Origin of the sequence: Arthrobacter sp. P2b, assembly GCF_900168295.1 — a bacterium.
Taxonomy (GTDB): domain Bacteria; phylum Actinomycetota; class Actinomycetes; order Actinomycetales; family Micrococcaceae; genus Arthrobacter.
On the sequence record NZ_FVZL01000001.1, the window covers coordinates 925,741 to 945,924 of the forward strand.

The window sequence follows — 20,184 nt, forward strand, 5'->3', positions numbered from 1 at the left end:
GAAAGAGAACCAACAATGAGAATGTCTGGTAAAGCAGGAAAGGCAGCAGCGGTAGCTGCCATCGCAGCACTGGCGCTGACGGGCTGCGGCCGCTCCGAGCCCACCACGGGTGGCGGGACCGAAGGCGCCGGCGGGTTCGAACAGGACGCCGCCATCGCCGTCGCACTTCCCCAGAAGACCAGTGAAAACTGGGTCCTCGCCGAAAAGTTGTTCAATGACGGCCTCAGCGATGCCGGGTTCAAGCCTGACGTCCAGTTCGCCAACGCCGGCGTTTCCGAGCAGCAGAACCAGATCAGCGCCATGATCACGAAGAACCCCAAGGTCCTCATCGTGGGCGCTGTCGACGGCACCCAGCTCGGCACGCAGCTGAAGCAGGCCAAGGATGCCGGCGCCACCATCATCGCGTACGACCGCCTGCTGCTGAACACCGAGAACGTGGACTACTACGTGGCCTACGACAACTTCAAGGTCGGCGAACTCCAGGGCCAGGCGCTGCTGGAAGGCCTGCAGGCCAAGAAGCCGAACGGCCCGTACAACATCGAACTGTTCGCCGGTTCGCCTGACGATGCCAACGCAAAGGTCTTCTTCGACGGTGCCATGAGCGTCCTGAAGCCGAAGATCGACGACGGCACCCTGAAGGTCCTTTCCGGACAGACCAACTTTGAGCAGGCTGTCACCCAGGCCTGGAAGAGCGAGAACGCACAGCGCCGCGCTGACACGTTGCTCACCGGCAACTACACCAGCGAGCCCCTGGACGGCGTCCTCTCGCCAAACGACACCCTGGCCCGCGCAGTCCTGACGTCCGTCAAGGCCGCCGGCAAGCCGATCCCGGTGATCACCGGCCAGGACTCCGAAGTAGAGTCGGTCAAGTCGATCCTGGCTGGCGAGCAGTACTCCACCATCAACAAGGACACCCGGAAGCTCGTTGAGCACGCCATCACCATGGCGAAGGACCTCCAGGCCGGCAAGGAACTGGAGATCAACGATCCGAACTCCTACAACAACGGCGTCAAGACAGTCCCGGCCTACCTGCTGGAGCCGGTCATCGTTACCTCCGCGAACGTGAAGACTGCCTACACCGACGATCCGGTACTCGGCCCGATCACCAAGTAGCCAACTCCACGCGAGAAGCCCGGTCCCTTTCTGAGCACATCAGTAAGGGACCGGGCTTCCCTGCGTCTGTTGGAACGTGGGCGGAATTACCGCTTGACCGTCAGCACACCGGGGCCAGTGAACTGCAGCGCGTGGTTCCGGACTGACTGCGGCGTGGTGAAGGCTTTGTAGCTGTAGGCGTCCGCGGGGTTCCAGCCGACGTCGGTGGTGAAGTCCCAGCCGGTCCAGTCGGGGGCGGACGTGCCGGAAAGTTCTGCTTCCGCCAGAGCCTCTGCCCGGTTTTGCTCGAAGGACGCCCGGGCCACCGAGTTCAGGTCCGCATCGGCTCCGTTGAACCAGGAGCCGGTGTCGCTGAAGCGATGCCCGTTGTAGCTGCTCACCATGACGGTGGGATCGGCACCGGGTCCGGAGTAATCGAACGCATTGCCCTCAGAGAAGATCCGGGACTCGTATCCCGCGCCAAGGAAGTAGCTGTTCCCGCCCTGACCTTCACTGACCATGGGGTATTGAGGGTGGTCCGTGCTGCCCACGAAGTAGTTGTTAAGGACGTGGACCTGGCCGAAGCGCACGCGAGGCCCGCGCTGCTGGATGTTCTCGAAGTGGTTCCCAATGTAGCTGACGCGCAGCTTGCCGCCGTCCTTGTCCACGTGTTCGTCACCGGATCCCAACAGCATGGTTTTGTCGTGGTTGGCCAGCTTGCTGTTGGAGATGGTCACAAAGTCGGTGCCGTCCTTCAGGTCCAGCAGGCCGTCATGCCGGTTGGCGGGCTTGCCGTTCGGTCCCAGCGGGGCCTCACTGTCCGGGTACCGGCCGTCGCTGAGCCGGACGTGGTCGATCCAGAGATGGTCGGAGGTCACGGAGGAGACGGCGTCGAAGCGGGCGTTCCAGGCGCCGTCCCCGTCATCCGGCGACCAGGTGCTGAAGAAGTCCACGGGCGCCTCCACGCTCAGGTTGCGCATCACCACGTTGGTGGCACTCAGGATGACGATGTTGGCCCCGACAAATCCGGAATCAGCGCCCACGCCGATCAGCGTCGTGTTGCTGGGCAGGCTAACTTCGATCTGCCGCTTCATGTTGTTGCTGCCGGTCTGGCGCAGCTGGCGCTGCTTTTTGCAGTAGTCAAAGGTCTGGTCGCTCCATACCTTGCCCTCCGGGCCGAAGCAGGACATGTACTTGTGGATGTCGTATCCAGCGGCGTAGTCCTGCTCGCCGAGGATGCGGCCGTCCGGTGTCTGGTTCCCGTCAATAGTTCCGTTGATATAGATGATTTTGGCTGCCGTTGGGTCGCCGTGGTTGGCCAATGCGGCCTTAAGGCCCGCCAGCGTGCTGACCTCGTATCGATTTTCGGCCGGTGCACCTGCCCCGCCGTTCGTGGCGCGTCCGACGGCGGCCCAGCCGGTGGGTGCAGCATCGTCCGGGCGAATGATGCCTCCGCCGGTAGGGGCAGGGCTGGCAGTTGCGGGAGAGGTGGAGGCCAGGCCCGCGGCGAGTGCCAGAACAGATGCTGAAGCGGCGATGCCTGCGGTTCGGCGCAGTCTGCCGAAAGTAATAGGGCGTGCGGTAGTAGGAATTTGGGACGTCATTGGCCTTTTTTCCGGCATGCCAAACAGCTCACATGCCTCGGTTGGTTCGGATAAAGGGGGAAGACCTTTCCTTCGAGAAAGCGGTTTCTAGAAGTCACTTAATACTTACGCGCCGTGTGACTGGGCTGTCAAGAGTTCTTCACAGCTCAAACACAGCTTGGACCGGTTCCCTGCACAGGGTGAAGCACAACTGTGGACCTGAAGCCGGCCTCCCGGGTTGGCACCGGAATCATAGGAGTAACGTGAGCGTCCTTGCCCGCAGTGTAGGCAATGCCTTCAGAAACAAGGTCCGCACCGCCGCCGTCGTCGCAGTGCTGGCGGTTGCCATCGGCCTTGCCCTGGCCATGCTGGTGGCGAACCAGGCGGTTGGAGCCAAGGTCCAGGAACTCAACGCCTCGGTGGGCACCGTTCTGACCGTCAACCCGGCCGGCGGCCAGGGCTTCGAAGGCGGCGGCGAGCCGCTGACCAGTGACCAGGCAGCAACCGCCGCCGCCGTTCCCAACGTCAGTGCCGTCGTCGGGACCTCATCCCTTAGGCTGAGAAACGCCGCGGAAGCTGCGGCGCAAAGTGCTTCAGGCGCCCAAGCCGGCCCAGGCGGCGGACAGGGCGGTCCAGGAGGCCAGGCGGCGGCCACGTTGACCACCAGCCTCACGGCCGCGGTGGACGCCGGTACGCTGGGCGGCCGCAACCAGGCAGCCAACGGCACAACGGGTACCACCGGCACCACCCAGCCGGTCCGTTTGCTGCCCATTACTGCCACGGGCATCGGCGCTGAAGTGGACACGACAGGCAAGGCACTGACCATCACCCAGGGCACGGGCCTGGGTGATTACACGGCCGAATCCACATATGCCCTGCTGGGCACCGCGCTGGCCGACAAGAACAGCCTCACGGTGGGATCCACCTTCACCATCAACGACCAGACCTACACCGTGGCCGGGCTGTTCGATGCCGGCACCACGTTCGGCAACAACGCCGTTTATCTCACGCTCCCGTCAGCCCAGACCCTCGCCGGACTCCCCGGCGAACTGTCCAGCATGATCGTCACCGTGGATTCGCTCGAAAACGTCGAAGCCGCCAAGACTGCCCTGCAGTCTGCCCTCGGCACCGACAAGGCCGACGTCACGCAGGGCCAGAACCTCGAGACCGCCGTCAGCTCATTGAGCAGCGTGAAGGACATCTCCTTCATCGCCTTCGTGGCAGCTTTGGGAACGGCCGGCCTGATCATCCTGCTCATCATGGTGATGCTGGTCCGCGAGCGCCGCAGGGAAATCGGCGTGCTCAAAGCGATTGGCGCACCCAACCGCACCATCGGCCTGCAGTTCGTCCTCGAAGCCCTCGTCCTGGCGGCACTGGGCAGCGCGGCCGGCGCCGTGATCGCGGCCTTCGCCAGCAGCGGCATCGCATCCGCGCTGATCAGCACCAACAGCACCACCACGACGGCGGCTGCCACTGCCGGCCGCGGCATGCCCGGCGGCGCCGGCGGGGTCGCAGGGGGCGGGGCAGGTTTCCCTGGCGGCCAAGGGGGACCCTTCGGCGACGCCTCCCAGCTGCTGACCTCCGTCACGGCCAGCGCCTCCCCAGAAGTCATCGCTGCCGGCATTGCAGCCGTGTTCGGCGTCGCCATTGTTGGAGCTCTCGTCCCGGCGCTGCTGACCGCGCGCATCCGTCCCATCGAAGTCCTGCGAGGAGAATAACCATGATTGAAGTCAAGAACCTTGTCCGCACCTTCAACTCGGGTGACCGCACCATCAAGCCCGTCAACGATGTCAGCTTCAATTTGGAGCAGGGCACCCTCGCCTCCATCGTGGGCAAAAGCGGCAGCGGAAAGAGCACGCTGTTGTCCCTCCTGGGCGCGCTGGACAAGCCCACCTCTGGAGACGTCGTCGTCAACGGCGTAAGCCTTGCGGGCATGCCCGACGGGAAGCTGACCGAATACCGGCGCCGGGACATCGGATTCGTGTTCCAGCAGTTCAACCTAATCCCCAACCTGTCCGCCCTGGACAACGTGATGCTGCCGATGGAGTTCGCCGGGATGCGGAAGCCGGCCAGGCTGCACCGTGCAAAGGAGCTGCTGGAACAGGTCCAGCTGGTTGCCGAGAAGCACGACCGGCGCATCAACAGGCTCTCCGGCGGCGAACAGCAGCGTGTGGCGATCGCCCGTGCCCTCGCCAACGCACCCAAGCTGATCCTGGCCGATGAACCCACCGGCAACCTGGACGAGCAGACCGGCGACCACATCATCGAGCTGCTCAGCTCCCTCTGCCGCGACCACAACACCACCATTCTGGTGGTCACCCACGACAGGGCTCTGGCCAACAAGACGGACCGCCGCTTCAGGCTGCAGCAGGGCAAGCTGACCGAGGAGCCGGTACGCGACCGTACTGCCATGGCCGCCACGGCCTAATCGCCAACGCCCGCCCACCGACGGTGAGAGGATGGGCATCATGAGTGCGCCCATTGCCAAACCGTGGCTGTCCAGCCAGTCCGACACGGATCCACGTTCCGCCACCGGCAAGACATTGCGGTGGGGTGTCATCGCCACCGGCGGCATCGCCCGTTCCGTCGCCCAGGACCTCGCATTGCTGGCCGACGCAGAGCTGTACGCCGTCAGTTCCCGAGCGCAGGATACCGCGGACGCTTTTGCCGTTGCCTACGACTTTTCCAAGGCGTACGGGGACGACGGCGGCCTGCGCGGCTACCAGCGGCTGCTCGCCGATGAGGCGGTGGACATTGTCTATGTGGCGACTCCCCATGCGCAGCACCATGAAATAGTCCTCGCCGCACTGAACGCCGGCAAGCACGTTCTCTGCGAGAAGGCCTTCACCATCAACGCGCGCGAGGCCGGCGAACTCATCGACGTCGCCCGCAGCCGGAAGCTCTTCCTGATGGAGGCGGTCTGGAGCCGTTTCCTGCCCAGCATGCAGCGGGCGTTCGACATTGCCGCTTCCGGCGAACTCGGCGACATCCATTGGGTGAGCGCCGACCTCGGCTTCCCTGCACCGTACTCCCCCACCTCCAGGCTCTGGGCCAGGCAGGACGGCGGCGGAGCCCTGCTCGATATCGCCGTCTACCCGCTGCTGTGGGCGCTCGGAACCCTTGGCTTCCCACAGACCGTCAGCGCCACCGGGTTCCTGAACGACGACGGCGTCGACGCCCAGAACGCCATGACCCTGGGTTACAACCACGGAGCCCAGGTCCAGCTCACCTCGTCGCTGCTGTCCCACGGCCCGCGCATCGCCACTGTTGCAGGAAGCCTCGGCTTCCTGCAGAGCGTGGGATCCATCAACAACCCGCGCGAACTTACCGTCGCAAAGGGGTGGGACGAACGCCGGACGGAAGCATTCGACGTGGTGGGCAAGGGGTACACGTACGAACTTCGCGAGGTCACGCGGTGCATTCAGCAGGGCCTGACCGAGAGTCCTGTTATGCCCCTGGAAGATTCGCTGAACACCATGCGTCTCTTTGACGGCGTCCGTGCGCAACTCGGGGTGACTTACCCTAACGACAGCCACGGAAGATAGTTGAGCAGGGCGTTTTCCGTGGCACCGGGGTCAATAACATGACATCCGGAACCGGTAATGGTGGTGGATGGCTTCTGCCATTACCGTTTTTGTCGAATTGTTTTAGTTCGCTCTAGACTTCCTGCAACATCCGGTCTTACGCTGTAGACGTCGTCGAATAGACCAGTACTGGGGGTGGTACGCATGGGTGAAGCTCGCTCCCCGTGGCGTGTCCTGAGGCCAGTACTCCTTGCCGGGGCGGCCGCAGTCAGCTGGCTGACACTTTCGTCCACGGCTGCCTCTGCTGACGCCCTTTCGGATACAACGTCCCTTTTGGGCGGTGTGACCAGTTCAGTCTCTTCCGTGGCGGATAAGGTGATCACCCCGGTGCCCGCGTTGCCCGCTCCGGCTCCTGCTTCGGCAGTCTCCGCGCCGCTTCCCGCACCCGCGCCGAAGGCCGGGCTGCTTCAACCTGTGGTGGCCCCCGTCGCGAAGCTCGCCGACAATCTCGTGTCCTCCGTTCCGGTAGTGAGCCATATCGTTCCGGCCGGAACGGTTTCTGCTGTTTCTGCTCCCATCGCTGAAGTTGCTGATGGAGCCACCACAGCAGTGGTTGAAGTGGTGGTTCCCCCGGTTGCAGAGGCCGTTCCGGTCCTGGAGCCGGTTCTGGACCCAGTTGCCGATCTTGTGACAGGCACGTCACCCCTGCCCGTTCGGGTTCCTGATCTCCCCGGGACGGCCATTGGCGAAGAGCCGTCCAAGGTTGCAGCTGATACCCCTGTACGTGGTTCGGTCACGGCAACCGTCAGTGAATCAGTGGAAGAACCAGCTCCTGCAGGGAGCTCGTCCACGGATGCATCCGGTGTTCCCAGCGCTCCGGCCACAGCTGTTGGCGTGGCTTCCCTCGCCGGCACTTCCGTACTTCCATGGACTGGGCTGACCGGAGCTGGCCAGGCTGCAGAGCAGCCGGGCACTGCCGACCATTCGCCCGTGCCCGCACAGAACCCGGCTGTTCCCGGCTCCGGCTCGGGCAGCAGCGCGTCCTCTTCGACGTCCTCTAGTTCAGCGGCGTGGCTGACCCCCTTTAGCTTTGACCTTCCCTCCAACGGCCTTGTCCTGGCCGGCGAAGCCACTGAGCATGCTCCCTCACCGGTGTCGTACGACCCCGGTTCCTCCCCTGACTAGTTGAGTCCCGTCTGCCCTTCTGTTGGCAGAACGTGGCCCTATGGGCAGCTGACAAGCGCCCGACTTCAACTTTTCAGGAGACATCATCATGAGTTCCAACCTTCACAGGGGGCTGCTTGGCACCCTCTTTGCCGGCGGGCTTTTGGCCTTCGGCTGCACCGCGGCAAATGCCGCGGATACCACCAGCGGATCGGATCTTTCCGCATCTGCCCTGATCTCGGCGGCGGCGTCCGCGGATACGGCGTCGTTGGGCCTGCTGGGTGACCCAACGCCGTCCGATTCCACGGGCGTCGCCGCCGTAGCCGCCGTCGACCTTGGCCTCGGCAACGCTGCGACCACCACGCCGGAAGCACCCGCAACCGACCTCACCGTCGCAGCAGACGCCGTCGTGGACCTCGGCACCAACCAAGCCACCAGCCCCGACCTCGCTGCAGCAGCCACCGTCGACCTCGGACTCGGCAACGGCCTCGGCAACGCTGGGACCACCACGCCGGAAGCACCCGCAACCGACCTCACCGTCGCAGCAGACGCCGTCGTGGACCTCGGCACCAACCAAGCCACCAGCCCCGACCTCGCTGCAGCAGCCACCGTCGACCTCGGACTCGGCAACGGCCTCGGCAACGCTGGGACCACCACGTCGGAAGCACCCGCAACCGACCTCACCGTCGCAGCAGACGCCGTCGTGGACCTCGGCACCAACCAAGCCACCAGCCCCGACCTCGCTGCAGCAGCCGCCGTCGACCTCGGACTCGGCAACACCGGCACCCCCACAACGGAAGCACCCGCAACCGACCTCACCGTCGCAGCAGACGCCGTCGTGGACCTCGGCTCTGTTACAGGAGCCGAAGGAGCTAGCGATGGACTTGGGGCTGCTATAGACGCCGCGGTTGACCTCAATCTCGGTGGCACCACCACGGACGGACTCGACACCGCCGTAGATGCAGCAGTTGATCTCAACCTCGGCGGCACCACCACCGACGGCACCACCAGCGGACTCGACACCGCCGTAGACGCAGCCCTCGACCTCAACCTCGGCGGCACCACCACCGACGGCACCACCAGCGGACTCGACACCGCCGTAGACGCAGCCCTCGACCTCAACCTCGGCGGCACCACAACCAACGGCACCACTGGCAGCACCGGCGGCAACGGCGGTCTCGATCTCGGTGTGGACCTGGGCATTGACCTTGGCCTCGGCACGATCGGCGGCGACAACGGCACCGGGACGGAAACCCCGGGAACCGACAACCCCGGCACTGAAACCCCGGGTACCGATCCGGTCGACGGCAACACCGGAGGCGTGGGCACCGTTGATCCCGGCACCAGCACCCCGGGTACCGGTACCGGAAACGGGACCGACACCAACGACACCGAGAACGGGAACGGCACCGGAAACGGTACCGGCACCACGGGCACCGGCACCGCGGGTACCGGCAGCATCTCGGTAGCACCTGCCGGGTCCACCGCAGTTGGTGGCGCCATTGCTGCCGACGCTGCCCCCCGCAGCACTCCGGCCCAGGGCGCCACGGCGCTGGCCAACACGGGTGTGGACACCTCGCTGATCCCGCTCGCCCTGCTGATCCTGGTGGCCGGACTCCTGATGCTGCGCAAGCGCAAGGTGTCCTAGCCACATCTGAAAGGCATCTGCCCGCGCCTGCACCATGCGCCTGAAGCGGCTGCACCCTGCAGGCTGAGGGGAAGGAGGTCCGCCCGAAGAAACGCGATATTACACGCAAAACATGTCCTCAGCACACATGTCCTTGTGACCGGTGGTCCGGTGGCGAAATGATTCAAACTCGCCGCCGGACCGCTGGCGTGCCATCCCCCCATCCAGCGCCGCCAATCGCGAGTAGTGCCTCCCCGCCCGTATAATTTGAGTACGACAGTGCCGCAGCGCACCGGGAGGAACGGGTCATGGTGGCGGAATCGCCGAGCTCCATCACGAATGAAGTTGTTGGCGGACGTTACCGGCTGGGTGAGGTCATTGGGCGCGGCGGGATGTCCTCGGTCTACTGCGCCAGGGACGAAAACCTGGGCCGCGATGTAGCCCTCAAACTCTTCGCACCGCAGGCCCCTGATGCGGAGGAATTGAAGCGCCAGGAAGCCGAAATCCAGCTTCTGGCCACGCTGAACCATCCGGGCCTGGTTACCCTTTTCGACGCGGGCATCGATACACGCATCCCGGACGAGCCACGGCCATTTCTCACCATGGAACTGGTGGAGGGGCAGGACCTTCGGACCCGGATCCGGCACAGCACTGTTCCCCTTGAGGAGCTCGCTGTCATCGGCGCCGGCATCGCCGATGCACTGGCCTATGTCCACGGACTGGGCATCATCCACCGTGACATCAAGCCTGCCAACATCCTGCTGGTCCAGATCCGTCCCGGAGAGCCGCTGCGCCCAAAGCTGACAGACTTCGGCATAGCCCGCATCGTGGATGCAACCCGGCTCACGGCCACGGGAACCATGGTGGGCACCGCTGCCTACCTCAGCCCCGAGCAGGCGATGGGCCAGCCCCTCTCCCCCGCAACCGACATCTACTCACTGGGGCTCGTGCTCCTGGAGTGCATCAAGGGCGTTGTTGAATACCCCGGAGGCGCGGTAGAGTCCGCGGTGGCCCGGCTGCACCGCGCACCCGAGATTCCGGATGAGGTCCCCGCCGAATGGGCTGATCTGCTCCGCTCCATGACTGCCCTCGAACCCATGGAGCGTCCTGCCGCCGCAGACATAGAGACCGCGCTGCGGCAGGCCCTGGTGTCGCCCGCGTCGACTCCCGGGGAACTGGCCCCTGAGACCACCCGCGTGCTTCCCGCTATGCCGTTCCACCCTCCCTCCATCACGGCGGAGGAATCGGTGGACGAGCTGCGCGAGGCAGCGGCATCCTCAAGTGACCCGGCCCCGGCAGAGAACGTGCAGGAGGCTGCGCCGACTCCGGCTGCCGCACAGGCACACCCGCAGACCCGGACCAAACGCTTTTGGCTTGCTGTGGTCCTCGGCCTCGTGGCGGTTGCGGCGGCGGTGGCAGCGGTGATGATGACAATATCCGCGCAGTCTCCCGCCGACGTCGTGCCTTACCCAACGGTGACCGGGGTCTTGGGCGAACATCTGGAGGAACTCCAGAAAAGTGTGGAGCCGTGAGGCTGAAGCAAGGAGGCGCCGGCCGTTTGGTCCTCGGATGGTCGGTCACCTTGCTGGCAGCAGGACTGCTGAGCGGCTGCGGCACCAATGACTCAGGCCTCCAGCGTGACGCCGCCAGGCAGCTCCAGGCTCGCGTCCTCGAGGTGACCCAGGCGTCCTCGCAAAATGATCCCGGCGGCGCGTTGAAAGCCCTTGAGGGACTTGAGGCGGAGCTTCAGGCTGCCCAGGCGAAGGGCCAGATTTCCGAAGACCGGCGCCGCAACATCACCACCATTGCCACGGCCGTGCGTGCGGACTTGGACGATGCGGTTGCCGCCGCGCAGGCAGCGGCTGACAAGGCCGCGGCTGACAAAGCAGTGGCTGACAAAGCAGTGGCTGACAAAGCAGTGGCCGATCAGGCTGCGGCGGCCGCCGCAGCCGCCGCAGCTCCTGTTGAAACACCGGCCCCGTCACCCGAACCGGAACCTGAGCCAGCACCGGAGCCGGACAGGGATGACGACAAAAAGGGCGGCAAGGGCAAGGGCAGCGACTAAGCCCGCGGAAACAGAACGGACGACGGCGGCCCCGCCTTCCGCGGCACGCTTCACCCGGGCAGGTTCCCCGCCTTCCGTTCAATGTGGTTAAGGACAGCGGCGAGGGCCGGCCATCTGTTATTGCCCCGCCGGGTACGGGCATAGGCGCGCACCACCACGTCGGGTTCGGCCAACCGTACGAGGGTGACGCCGCTGCGTGGCTTCCAGCCCGCCGGCAGTAGGCCGATTCCCATTCCCGCGAGGATCAGGTCCTCAACGAGGTCCAGGCTGTCCGCCTGATGCCGCATCCGGGGTTCAAAACCGGCCATCGATGAGATGAGCCGCAGGACCTGCTCATCCGCCTGGTTGCGTGAGTTGCCGATCCAGTCCCAGTCCCGAAATCCGAGGAAAATGTCAGTTGCACTGCCACCTTGCAGTGGCGCGCCTTCAGGAACACCGAGGCTCCACGGCGTGCTCCACAACGAGAGGGAGTCAAAGAATTTACCGCTGCCGTCCGGTGCCAGGTTGTAGTCGTATGTCAGGGCGAGGTCCACGGCGTCGGAGCCAAGCAGGGCAAGAGCTTCGGCAGGCTCGTGTTCCCGGACTTCGATTTTCACCTCCGGATGGCTCACCGCAAGCTCCCGCACAACGGGCATGAGGACCAACCGGATTGCGGTGGCGAAACCGGCCACCCGGACCGTGCCCGCGGGCTCGGCTTCAGGATCCAGCTCCGCCGTGGCGGCGTCCACGGCGGCGAGGATGGTCACCGCATGATCAGCCAGGCGCCGGCCAGCCGGTGTCAGGCGGACTCCGCGTCCAACCGGTTCCAGGAGGGGCGTGCCGGTCTCCCGGGCAAGGGCCGCGATCTGCTGCGACACGGTGGACGTGGTGGTCTGGAGGGCATCTGCGACGTTCCGCATCGAGCCTTGGCGGGCGAGTTCCAGCAGGACTTCCAGGCGGCGGGTTTCCATCCGTCCATTGTCCATAATTCGTGAACAATTTGTGAACGAATATCACGTGGACGAGGACAGTGCGGGGACGGTCTACTGAACGCATGGAATTTTCTCAACACCACGGCAACCGCATACGGAGCGGGACAGCAATGGCGGGGGCTGCCATGTGCTGCGTCCAGCTTGGCCTTGCCGCCTCAGTGGGCCTGACGGACAAACTTGGTCCCGAAGGAGTCTCCTGGCTGCGCCTTGCCTGGGCCGCCGTCATTCTGGTCGCTTTCACCCGTCCCTGGCGGTCGCGGATCAGCCGGACCGGCCTGGCGACATGCATCCTCCTGGGCCTCGCCACCGCGGCCATGACCCTGATGTTCATGGCCGCTGCGATGCGTATTCCGCTGGGCACGGCAGCAGCGTTGGAGTTCCTGGGCCCCCTGTCGGTCGCCGTCATCCGGGGGCGCCGTGCAGGACGGTGGTGGGCCCTGGTGGCAGCAGCCGGATTGGCAGCTTTGACAGAGCCATGGCATGGCCGCATCGATCCTGTCGGGGTTCTCCTGGCATTGGGGGCGGCGGCCTGCTGGGCGGCCTACATCCTGCTGACGCAGCGTGCCGGTGACGAGGTGAACGGCCTGCAGGCGCTGGCAGTGTCCATACCTGTTGCCGCGGCTGCCACAACGGTGGTGGCGGGACCGGCGGTCTTCGCACACCTCGACTGGCAGCTGCTGCTCGCCGGAGCAGGCCTGGCCCTGCTGATGCCGGTGATCCCCTTCAGCCTCGAGCTGCTGGCCCTGCGCCGCCTGAAGGCTTCGGCTTTCGGGACGCTGATGAGCCTGGAACCGGCCATCGCAGTGGTGATCGGGTTCGCCGTCCTGGGGCAGGTTCCCGGCCTCAGCGCCGTCCTGGGCATCGTATTGGTTGTGGCGGCAGGCATTGGGGTGACGCTTCAGGCCGGCCGGGAGCGGGCGACGGCTCCCGCAGGTCAGCCCGACGGCGGCCCGCAGGCGGCGGAGGCGCCTGCCGTCCGTTCCTGACAACAGGACGGATGCGCCAACAAAACAAGACGGACCTGCCAACAGACGTTCCCACAACAAGCTATTCCCTAGAAACCCAAAAGAGGCGGTGCCCCGGGTAAACCGGGGCACCGCCTCTTTTAATGCTCAACTGCCGCAGCAGCGGATCACCTAGCTGAGGGTCGCAATGACCTTGTTCAACGTGGCGGACGGGCGCATCACGGCCGAAGCCTTGGCGTCGTCCGGGTGGTAGTAGCCTCCGATGTCCACCGGGGAGCCCTGGACCTCAGCCAGCTCGCCCACGATGGTTTCCTCCTTCGAGGAAAGCTCGTCGGCGACGGAGCTGAACGCGGCGGCCAGGTCGGCGTCGTCCGTCTGCTTGGCCAGTTCCTCTGCCCAGTAGCGGGCCAGGAAGTAGTGGCTGCCGCGGTTGTCCAGCTCGCCGGCACGGCGGCTCGGGGACTTGTTCTCCAGCAGGAACGTGCCGGTGGCGCGGTCCAGGGTGTCGGCCAGGACCTGGGCGCGGGCATTGCCTGCGGTGGTGGCCAGGTGCTCGAAGCTGACGGCCAGTGCCAGGAACTCGCCCAGGCTGTCCCAGCGCAGGTGGTTCTCCTTGAGCAGCTGCTGGACGTGCTTCGGGGCGGAACCGCCGGCGCCGGTTTCGAAGAGTCCGCCGCCGTTCATCAGCGGAACAACGGAAAGCATCTTGGCGCTGGTGCCCAGTTCCAGGATGGGGAACAGGTCCGTGAGGTAGTCGCGGAGGACGTTGCCGGACACGGAGATGGTGTCCTCGCCCTTGCGGATCCGCTCGAGGGTGAACGCGATGGCCTTCACCGGGGACATGATCTGGATGTCCAGGCCCTCGGTGTCATGCTCTTTGAGGTATTCGTTGACCTTCGCGATGAGGTTGGCGTCGTGGGCGCGCTCCTCGTCCAGCCAGAACACGGCGGGGGTCTGGGAGGCGCGGGCGCGGGTGACGGCCAGCTTGACCCAGTCGCGGATGGGGAGGTCCTTGGTCTGGCAGGCGCGCCAGATGTCACCGACGGATACCTGGTGTTCGATCAGCACGTTGCCTTCGCCGTCCACGATCTGCACCGTGCCGGCTTCCTGGATCTCGAAGGTCTTGTCGTGGCTGCCGTACTCTTCGGCGGCCTGGGCCATCAGGCCAACGTTCGGGACAGTGCCCATGGTGGTGGGGTCGTAGGCGCCGTTGGCGCGGCAGTCATCGATGACCACCTGGTAGATGCCGGCGTAGGAGCTGTCCGGCAGAACCGCCAGGGTGTCTGCTTCCTTGCCGTCCGGGCCCCACATGTGGCCGGAGCTGCGGATCATTGCGGGCATGGAGGCGTCCACGATGACGTCGGAGGGGACGTTCAGGGTGGTGATGCCCTTGTCCGAGTCCACCATGGCCAGGGCGGGGCCTTCTTCGAGGCCCTTCTTGATGAGGTTCTGCACGCCGTCGCGGACGTCCTCGGGAAGGTCCTCCAGGCTGCTGAGGATGGCGGCCAGGCCGTTGTTGGGGCTGATGCCGGCGGCGGTGAGCTGCTTGCCGTAGGTCTCGAAGAGCTCGGAGAAGTAGGCCTTGACCACGTGGCCGAAGATGATGGGGTCCGAAACCTTCATCATGGTGGCCTTGAGGTGTGCGGAGAACAGGACGCCCTCTTCCTTGGCACGGGCCACCTGTGCCTGCAGGAACTCGTCCAGGGCGGCGGCGCGCATGACGGTGCCGTCGATGACCTCGCCGGCCAGGACGGGGAACGCCTTCTTCAGGACCTTCACGGAGCCGTCCTCGCGGACCAGCTGGATGGCGATGGTGCCCTCGGACTCAATGACCACGGACTTCTCGTTGGAGCGGAAGTCGTCCTTGCCCATGGTGGCCACGTTGGTCTTGGAGTCCGCGGTCCAGGCACCCATGGAGTGCGGGTTCTGGCGTGCGTAGTTCTTGACGGACAGGGGTGCGCGGCGGTCCGAGTTGCCCTCGCGCAGGACCGGGTTCACGGCGGAGCCCTTGATCTTGTCGTAGCGGGAGCGGATGGCCGTTTCCTCGTCCGAGGAGGGGTTGTCCGGGTAGTCCGGCAGCGCGTAGCCCTGGCCCTGCAGCTCTGCAATGGCGGCCTTCAGCTGCGGGATGGAGGCGCTGATGTTGGGCAGCTTGATGATGTTGGCTTCCGGCGTCTTCGCCAGTTCACCCAATTCAGCAAGGGCGTCACCGATCTGCTGCTCCGGGGTGAGGTAGTCACCGAACACGGCGATGATGCGGCCGGCGAGCGAGATGTCGCGGGTCTCCACCTCCACACCTGCAGTCGAAGCGAACGCCTCGATGATGGGCAGGAACGAATAGGTAGCCAGCATCGGCGCTTCGTCGGTGTGGGTGTAGATAATCTTGGACATGCGCGGGCGTCTCCCTGAAGGTCGGCTTGGTTATGAAATCCGGTCTATTTCACCATCTACAACTTACCCGAGGACGCCGCGTTGAACCCTACCGGCGCCCTTGGATTACCCTGCCGGTGAGCAGGATTACAGCGCTGGAGAACGGACGACGGCGGCACGCACCCGGCTGCGCCGCCGCCGTCGCGCGTTCCTGGTCAAGAGCCGAGGGACACTCGCAGGAGGCCCTACATGATACGTCACTACTATTTACATACTTGTCAAATGACGATAAATTCGCTACGGCATATTCCGGCCCACTCCGGGGCCGACACCCCGTTCAAGACAGGACAACAATGACACGCACCAGGTCCTTGGCCACCGGCCTTTTGAGCCTTTCAACAGCGGCCGCTCTGGTACTTGGCTCAGCCGGCGGAGCCACCGCCGCACCGGCCGCTTCCGAAGACAAGAAGGATCCGTCGGTCGCCAGCATCGCCGTCGAAGGCCGCGGGGCAGCCGACTATTGGACCGCCGACAAAATGAAGAGTGCCATCCCCGGTGACGTCCTGGCTGGCAAAGCGCTGGAACGCGGCAACCACTCAAAGGCCCCAACGATGGAGAAGGGAAAACCCGCCGCCACTAAGGGCAGCGGCAAGGGTGAACCACAGATAGTGAGCCACGTAGGCAAGATCTTCTTCACCATGGGAACCTCCGATTACGTCTGCTCCGGCAATGCCGTCCAGTCCATCAACCGGAGTACAGTCGCGACCGCTGGCCACTGCGCCGTTGGCGGGCCGGGCCAGGAGGCCGAGAACTTCGCCTTTGTCCCTGCCTACGACAACGGCGCGACTCCTTATGGCACGTGGACGGCCCGTAACCTCTACACACCCATTGAGTGGAGCACCAGCGGCAACATCTCCTTCGACACGGCATTTGCGGTGATGAACACGGACGAAACCGGCAGATTCCTCACCGACGTAGTAGGCGGTTCCGAGGTTGCGTTCAACCAGCCCCGGGGCCTTTTCTACACGTCCTACGGCTACCCCGCTGATAAGCAGTTCAACGGCCTGACGCTCGAGAGCTGCGCGGGCACAGCCACCGCAGACACCACCAATAACTTCAATACGCAGGGCATTCCCTGCAACATGAACGGCGGCGCGTCCGGCGGCCCGTGGCTGACCGTCAGCGGCACTGAGCAGGTGCAGAACTCCGTCAACAGCTACGGCTATAGCGGCTCCAAGGTCATGTACGGCCCCTACTGGGGCCCCGAAATCGAGGCGACCTACAACCTTGCGCAATTCTCCTAGCAACGACCAACCGGATCCGGAGCCGGTCAGCCGTATCGATGTTCCCCAGACTCACGAGGAGATCCTCGAGTACTGGACGGAGCAGCGGATGGCGGAAGCTAAGCCCCGGGAGATCCGTCTGCCGCCGGAGGCTGAACCCTAGGCACGCATCCGGCCAAGGCTAACCCTGCACAACAACGACGGCGCCTGTCCCCTTCGCGGGGACAGGCGCCGTCGTCGTATGTTCCAATCGACTGCTCCGTACCGGCCCTTTCCGGAAGCGAAAACGACCGTTACGGAGCAATCGGTGGGGCCAGATCGGTGGGGATTAGTGGAAGAAGTGGCGGGAGCCGGTGAAGTACATCGTCACGCCGGCGGCGTTCGCTGCCGCGATCACTTCCTCGTCCCGCACGGAACCGCCGGGCTGCACCACGGCGCGGACACCGGCGTCGATGAGGATCTGCAGGCCGTCAGCGAACGGGAAGAAGGCGTCGGAGGCAGCAACGGCGCCGCGGGCCCGCTGCGGCGCACCGCTCGCATCGGTGTTGGAGGCACCGCCTGCCCCTTCGACGTCGGACTCCACCTTCACGCCAAGCGTGTTGGCCCGCTCCACGGCAAGGCGGCAGGAATCCAGGCGGTTGACCTGGCCCATGCCGATGCCGACGGCGGCACCGTCAGCGGCGAGGAGGATGGCGTTGGACTTTGCTGCGCGGCAGGCTGTCCAGGCGAAGGCCAGGTCCGCGAGGGTCTTTTCGTCAGCGGGGTCACCTGCGGCGAGGATCCAGTTGGCGGGGTTGTCGCCGTCGGCGTCCACCTTGTCGCTGACCTGGACCAGCATGCCGCCGGAGACCTGGCGCATTTCGGCCGGGTAGCGGCCGTAGCCCTCGGGGAGCGCGAGCAGGCGGATGTTCTTCTTCTTCGAGAGGATCTCCACGGCTTCCGGCTCGAAGCCGGGCGCGATGACCACCTCGGTGAAGATGTCCTTGACGGTGTTCGCCATCCCGGCGGTCACGGTGCGGTTGGCTGCGATGACACCGCCGAAGGCAGAGACAGGATCGCACGCGTGCGCCTTGGCGTGTGCGTCGGCGATGGGGTCGGCGGCGTCCGCGGACCCTACCGCTACGCCGCACGGGTTGGCGTGCTTGATGATGGCCACTGCGGGTTCATCGAAATCGTAGGCGGCCCGGAGTGCGGCGTCGGCGTCCACGAAGTTGTTGTAGCTCATGGCCTTGCCGTGCAGCTGGTCAGCCTGGGCGATGCCCACCGGTGCAGCCTTGTCCACGTACAGCGCGGCCTGCTGGTGCGGGTTCTCGCCGTAGCGCAGGACCTCTGAGCGCTCCAGCGAAACGCCGGCGTAGGCAGGCCAGTCGATGACGCCGTCGCCGTCCTCATCAAGGAACTGGCTGGCCGTCCAGGTGGCCACGGCATTGTCATAGGACGCCGTGTGCGCGAAGGCTTTTGCCGCCAGGCGGCGGCGGGTCTTCAGGTCGAAGCCGCCCGCTGCGGCCGCCTCCACCACCTGGGCGTAAAAGGAGGGGTCAACCACGATGGCGACGGCGGCGTGGTTCTTCGCGGCGGACCGCACCATGGCGGGGCCTCCGATGTCGATCTGCTCCACCACGTCGTCCTGCGCCGCGCCGGACTTGACCGTCTCAACGAATGGGTAGAGGTTCACCACCACCAGGTCGAAGGGTTCAATCTCCATGCTGGTGAGCGTTTCCATGTGCGCCGCCACGCGGCGGTCGGCCAGGATGCCGCCGTGGACCCGCGGGTGCAGGGTCTTGACGCGCCCGTCCAGCATCTCCGGCGAACCGGTGACTTCCTCGACCTCCTGGACGGGGATGCCGGCGGCGGCGATCTTCTTGGCCGTGGAGCCGGTGGACACCAGCTTGACCCCAGCTGAGTGCAGGCCCTGGGCGAGCTCCTCCAGACCGGTCTTGTCGTAAACCGAGATCAGCGCCCGGCGGATGGGAACACGGTCAATGGATACGCGCTCATGCTGCGTGAAGCTCACAAATGTCTCCGTCTTATATCGCGGAACAGTGCCGCGGTTGGTGGGGATAGGCCCAGTTTATCGCGAAGCGCAGGTTGCCCCGCGTGTCAGCCGGAGTGTGAACGCCGGTGGGCGGGGCTAGAGTTTTTCACAGGAGGCTGCGATGAATACTTACACCACTGTGCCGAGCGGCGAACAGGTGGTCCAGGAACTGCCATGGCGATGGAAAGTCCAGGGCCGGATCTTTCTGATCGGCGGCCTGGGCTTTATGTTCGATGCCTGGGATGTAACGCTGAACGGCATCCTCATCCCGCTGCTCTCCACCCACTGGGCGTTGACTCCGGGCGAGGTGGCGTGGGTGGGCACGTCCAACCTCATCGGGATGGCCCTCGGCGCCTTCGTCTGGGGAACCATCGCCGACACCATCGGACGCAAAAAGGCGTTCACCGCCACGTTGCTGATATTTTCCCTCTTCACCGTCTTCGGGGCCTTCTCCCCCGACTTCATGTGGTTCTGCGTGTTCCGGTTCATGGCCGGCTTCGGCCTGGGCGGATGCATTCCGGTGGACTATGCGCTGGTGGGTGAATTCACGCCCCGGAAGCAACGCGGCAAGGTTCTCACTGCCATGGACGGCTGGTGGCCCATTGGCGCGGCGCTGGCAGGTTTCGTCTCCGCCGGCCTGGTTGCCCTGTACGGCGACTGGCGGCTGACCATGCTGGTGATGGTGCTGCCCGCACTGCTGGTGTTCTGGGTCCGGCGGAGCGTGCCGGAGTCTCCACTGTTCCTGATCCGCAAGGGCCGGCGCGAGGAAGCGGCCAAGGTGATTGACGGCCTGGTGGCCGCCACCGGAGCGGAAGCCCGCGCGTACAGCCTGCCGGACGCCCAGGACGTGCCCCGCCTTTCGGCCGGCAGCGCCTGGACCCAGTTGCGTTCCGTGTGGCAGTTCAACTGGAAGATCACGGCCGCGGCCTGGGCCCTGTTCTTCAGCATCCTGCTGGTCTACTACCTGTCACTGACGTGGATGCCGCGCATCCTGATCGGCGCCGGGTTCGCCGAGTACAAGGCATTCGTCACCACCGCGTCCATGGCCGCCGTCGGACTGCTCGGTGTGATCGTGGCCGCCCTCCTGGTGGAGCGGGTGGGCCGCAAATGGATCCTGGCCATCACCGGTCCCCTGTCCGCGCTGACCCTGGTGATCGTCGCCTTCGTGGTGGACATCCCCACGGCAGCGGTGTTCTGGCTGCTGGTGTTCGGCTTCGTGGTCCAGGTGGCCATCCCGGTGCTCTACGCCTATGTGTCCGAGCTCTACCCCACCGAGCTGCGGGGCACCGGCTTCGGCTGGGCGTCCACCTTCTCGCGGCTGGGTGCAGGATTCGGCCCGCTCATCTTCGCGGACTACTTCTGGCCGGAACTGGGCCTGGCCACGTCCTTCGCCCTGGCCGGCGGACTGGTCCTGCTGGCGGTCCTGTGGATGGCGTTCTTCTCCCCCGAAACCAAACAGCGCCGCCTCGAGTAGCCCCCGCCCCTTCCCAACTAGGTAGCGCCAA

At 65.2% G+C, this 20,184-nt stretch carries 15 protein-coding genes; 11 read left to right on the top strand and 4 right to left on the bottom strand.

The features are described from left to right. The first annotated feature begins 15 nt into the window (after positions 1-15). The gene (locus B5520_RS04100; protein WP_079595754.1) at positions 16-1,113 is read left to right on the top strand and encodes a substrate-binding domain-containing protein; all 1,098 of its coding nucleotides are present in this window, start codon (positions 16-18) and stop codon (positions 1,111-1,113) included. 86 nt (positions 1,114-1,199) lie between these two features. Here B5520_RS04100 and B5520_RS04105 read toward each other — a convergent pair whose 3' ends face one another. Beyond that, complete coding sequence (locus B5520_RS04105; protein WP_079595755.1) at positions 1,200-2,696, bottom strand: pectate lyase family protein; 1,497 nt, start codon at positions 2,694-2,696, stop codon at positions 1,200-1,202. A 242-nt stretch (positions 2,697-2,938) separates the two neighbouring features. Here B5520_RS04105 and B5520_RS04110 point away from each other — a divergent pair, with 242 nt between their 5' ends. From B5520_RS04110 to B5520_RS04140, 7 genes are all read left to right on the top strand, one after another. Then, positions 2,939-4,393 (top strand): ABC transporter permease, encoded by a 1,455-nt coding sequence (locus tag B5520_RS04110; protein ID WP_079595756.1) that lies wholly within the window; start codon positions 2,939-2,941, stop codon positions 4,391-4,393. A gap of 2 nt (positions 4,394-4,395) precedes the next feature. Continuing rightward, positions 4,396-5,103 (top strand): ABC transporter ATP-binding protein, encoded by a 708-nt coding sequence (locus B5520_RS04115; protein ID WP_079595757.1) that lies wholly within the window; start codon positions 4,396-4,398, stop codon positions 5,101-5,103. Positions 5,104-5,143: 40 nt separating this feature from the next. Continuing rightward, positions 5,144-6,220 (top strand): Gfo/Idh/MocA family protein, encoded by a 1,077-nt coding sequence (locus B5520_RS04120; protein ID WP_079595758.1) that lies wholly within the window; start codon positions 5,144-5,146, stop codon positions 6,218-6,220. Positions 6,221-6,562: 342 nt separating this feature from the next. Further along, complete coding sequence (locus B5520_RS04125) at positions 6,563-7,384, top strand: hypothetical protein (RefSeq protein WP_254865452.1); 822 nt, start codon at positions 6,563-6,565, stop codon at positions 7,382-7,384. An 88-nt stretch (positions 7,385-7,472) separates the two neighbouring features. Then, positions 7,473-9,011 carry a hypothetical protein gene (locus B5520_RS04130; RefSeq protein ID WP_079595760.1) on the top strand — a complete coding sequence of 513 codons (1,539 nt, stop codon included), beginning with the start codon at positions 7,473-7,475 and terminating at the stop codon, positions 9,009-9,011. 287 nt (positions 9,012-9,298) lie between these two features. Further along, complete coding sequence (locus B5520_RS04135; protein ID WP_079595761.1) at positions 9,299-10,522, top strand: serine/threonine-protein kinase; 1,224 nt, start codon at positions 9,299-9,301, stop codon at positions 10,520-10,522. Continuing rightward, on the top strand, positions 10,519-11,055 hold the full coding sequence (locus B5520_RS04140) for a hypothetical protein (RefSeq protein ID WP_079595762.1): 537 nt from the start codon (positions 10,519-10,521) through the stop codon (positions 11,053-11,055). The genes B5520_RS04135 and B5520_RS04140 overlap by 4 nt, the downstream gene beginning before the upstream one ends. Before the next feature lie 50 nt (positions 11,056-11,105). Here the strand turns inward: B5520_RS04140 and B5520_RS04145 are convergent, their stop codons facing one another. Continuing rightward, positions 11,106-12,005: a LysR family transcriptional regulator gene (locus tag B5520_RS04145; protein ID WP_079595763.1), complete on the bottom strand. Its 900-nt coding sequence runs from the start codon at positions 12,003-12,005 to the stop codon at positions 11,106-11,108. 83 nt (positions 12,006-12,088) lie between these two features. Between B5520_RS04145 and B5520_RS04150 the strand changes: the two genes are divergently transcribed. Next, positions 12,089-13,012, top strand: a complete 924-nt coding sequence (locus B5520_RS04150) for an EamA family transporter (protein ID WP_079595764.1) — start codon at positions 12,089-12,091, stop codon at positions 13,010-13,012. Positions 13,013-13,162: 150 nt separating this feature from the next. Here the strand turns inward: B5520_RS04150 and B5520_RS04155 are convergent, their stop codons facing one another. Then, entirely contained in the window at positions 13,163-15,382 is a 2,220-nt protein-coding gene (locus B5520_RS04155) for an NADP-dependent isocitrate dehydrogenase (RefSeq protein WP_079595765.1), read from the bottom strand. A gap of 332 nt (positions 15,383-15,714) precedes the next feature. Between B5520_RS04155 and B5520_RS04160 the strand changes: the two genes are divergently transcribed. Further along, a complete protein-coding gene (locus B5520_RS04160; RefSeq protein ID WP_079595766.1) occupies positions 15,715-16,665 on the top strand; it encodes a trypsin-like serine peptidase in 951 nt (316 codons plus the stop codon). Between the two features lie 307 nt (positions 16,666-16,972). On the opposite strand, the gene purH is transcribed toward B5520_RS04160, so the two are convergent. Beyond that, positions 16,973-18,658: a bifunctional phosphoribosylaminoimidazolecarboxamide formyltransferase/IMP cyclohydrolase gene (gene purH, locus B5520_RS04165; RefSeq protein WP_079595767.1), complete on the bottom strand. Its 1,686-nt coding sequence runs from the start codon at positions 18,656-18,658 to the stop codon at positions 16,973-16,975. A gap of 142 nt (positions 18,659-18,800) precedes the next feature. Between purH and B5520_RS04170 the strand changes: the two genes are divergently transcribed. Beyond that, positions 18,801-20,153 carry an MFS transporter gene (locus B5520_RS04170; RefSeq protein ID WP_079595768.1) on the top strand — a complete coding sequence of 451 codons (1,353 nt, stop codon included), beginning with the start codon at positions 18,801-18,803 and terminating at the stop codon, positions 20,151-20,153. Positions 20,154-20,184 lie beyond the last annotated feature (31 nt).